This window comes from Polaromonas sp. P1_E3 (genome assembly GCF_056405935.1).
Genome location: NZ_JBFUBD010000521.1, coordinates 1 through 1,653 on the forward strand (window position 1 = coordinate 1; position 1,653 = coordinate 1,653).

General features: G+C 59.7%; 2 protein-coding genes and 1 pseudogene. All 3 read right to left on the minus strand.

What is annotated here, in order from left to right; genetic code table 11:
• Positions 1-123, minus strand: a 123-nt coding sequence (locus AC1D0Z_RS21230; RefSeq protein ID WP_477660138.1) for a DUF3309 family protein, incomplete at its 3' end; no start/stop codon positions are given.
• A gap of 124 nt (positions 124-247) precedes the next feature.
• Positions 248-1,423, minus strand: coding sequence for a pyridoxal phosphate-dependent aminotransferase (locus AC1D0Z_RS21235; protein WP_477660137.1), 1,176 nt, complete (start codon positions 1,421-1,423; stop codon positions 248-250).
• A 117-nt stretch (positions 1,424-1,540) separates the two neighbouring features.
• A pseudogene (locus AC1D0Z_RS21240) lies at positions 1,541-1,653 on the minus strand (transcriptional regulator); the annotation flags it as partial.

Sequence of the window (1,653 nt, forward strand, 5' to 3'; positions counted from 1 at the left end):
CAACACCACCAGGCCAATACCACCACTGGGTCCATAGCCCCAGCTACGGCTGTGGCCCCACGTTGGCAATGCGCCGACGAGGATAAGAATAAGAACGATCAGCAAAATGAGGGATAGGGACATTTGAAGCACTCCTTGTTATGTGAAGTGATTGTTTCCCGGCTCGAGGCACAAACAAGCAGGATGAACGCCTGTCCAGCCGTCGGCAAATACTGACAGTCCTGAATTACCCGGTGGCTTGCCGTGCTTACAGTTTGGCCAGCCGCTGCAGGGCCGTGTTCAATGTTTCGTCTTTTTTGGCAAAACAGAACCGCACCACACGCTGGTCAAAGCCGCTACCGTAAAACGCCGACAGCGGAATGGCTGCCACGCCTATTTCCGTGGTCAGCCATTTGCAGAACCCGGCTTCGTCCAGGTCGCTCACGTCGGAGATGTCCACGCACTGGAAGTAACTGCCTTCGCTGGGCAGCAGCTTGAAGCGGGTTTTGGCCAGGCCTTCGCGAAACAGGTCGCGCTTGCGCTGGTAGAAAGCCGGCAGGTCCAGGTAGGGCTTGGCATCGGCCATATAAGCAGCCAGCCCGTATTGCACCGGCGTATTCACGGTGAACACGTTGAACTGGTGCACCTTGCGGAATTCGGTGGTCAGTGCTGCGGGTGCGGCCACGTAGCCGACCTTCCAGCCGGTGACGTGGTAGGTCTTGCCAAAGCTGCTGACGATGAAAGCACGCGCGGCAAGTCCCGGAAAACGGGCCGCGCTTTGATGGACGCGCCCCTGGGCCGCATCGRACACCATGTGTTCATAGACTTCGTCGCTGATCAGCAGCACGTCGGTGGGCGCCAGGATGTCCTGCAGCGTGAGCATGTCGGCCTCGGTCCACACCGTGGCGCTCGGGTTGTGCGGCGAGTTGACGATGATCGCCCGTGTCCTGGATGTGATGGCCGCGGAAATTTTGTCGAAGTCCGGCCGGAAAGTGCCCGGCGTCAGGGGGACACGCACCACCACGCCGCCAGCCAGTTCGATGTTGGGCACATAGCTGTCGTAGCAGGGCTCCAGCACGATGACTTCATCGCCGGGGTGAACAACCGCCAATATCGCCGTGATGATCGCCTGCGTGGCACCCGCAGTGATGGTTATTTCAGTATCGGCGTCATAGCGGTGGCCATACAAACCGGCCACTTTGGCCGAGATGGCCTGGCGCAACACCGGCACGCCCGTCATGGGCGGGTACTGGTTCAGACCCTTGGTCATTGCGTCCGTGACGGCGCTGACCAGCTGCGGGTCGCATTCAAAATCAGGAAAACCCTGGCCCAGGTTGACGGCCCCTTTTTCTGCAGCCAGCGTGGACATCACCGTGAAAATGGTGGTGCCGACAGCGGGTAGCTTGGTTTGGAGCTTGGGGGTGCGTTCGAGGATGGTAGTCATGATTGAAATAAATGAATTTCTTTACCAGCGGCCGCCGCGGAACCGGCTTTGCCGGGCCGCTTGCGGCGCCCCCTGAGGGGGAGGCGGCCGCAGGCCGCTTCGGGGGGGAACTAAGTCCTAAACCTCATAGTCGTTCACACGGCCGGCCATAGCCTTGGTGATCAGGGCGCGGTCCAGCTTGTCGCTGAGAAGCTCGGCAAATTTATAGACGAAATTGCGCAGGTAGGCAC